This is a genomic window from Rhizobium sp. P1_B8 (assembly GCF_056406515.1).
On record NZ_JBFTZZ010000086.1, the window covers coordinates 1 to 630 of the forward strand.

Here is a 630-nt window from a genome sequence, read left to right on the forward strand (position 1 = left end):
CTTTTCGCCGCGAATGATGGCATTGCGACCAAAGCGCTCGTCGAGTGCCCGGCTGACGGCGGCGAACTCCCGGCGAATGCTGGGATCGAGAGGGGCAGCGGAAGCCGTCAGCTTGCGGTCGTTGTTCTTCGCCTCGGCAGTCAGTCGCATCAGCACGTCTTCCGCCGCCGTCGACAGAGCAGGAATGGCAACCGCCATGCGCCGTCGCTCTTCGGCGATAGCCTGGCGTTCGGCATCGAGCACATTGACGTAGGCCGGACCGAGCGATCGCAAACGGGCGSCGGCTTCAGGCACGGCCTGCACCGCCTSTTTCCGCTCCCGGCCGGCGGCCAGCATCCGGTCCATCAGGCGATCGGAACCGCGCAATGCGCCATAGGCGGCCGGATCGTTGGTCACCGCGGCCGCGATGCGCTCGCCAGCAAAGCCTTTCTGAAGCAGCTCTTCGATCTTGCCGACGGCGCCGACCGGATCGCGCCAGATCGCGCTTGCCACCGCCGCCAGCGCTGCTCGCTGCTGGCGATAGAGAGGATCTGAGAGCACACGCGAGCGCGCCTCCTCGTCGATCSCGGTCCTGAACTCGGTGACGGCGGCAAGCATGGGGACATTCTCCATCCCTTGATCGGCACTGGC

The 630-nt window shown here is 66.5% G+C and carries 1 protein-coding gene; it reads right to left on the minus strand.

Annotated features, from left to right (window positions below; genetic code table 11):
- Positions 1 to 630, minus strand: a 630-nt coding sequence (locus AC1D2N_RS36225) for a BID domain-containing protein (protein ID WP_477983034.1), incomplete at both ends; no start/stop codon positions are given.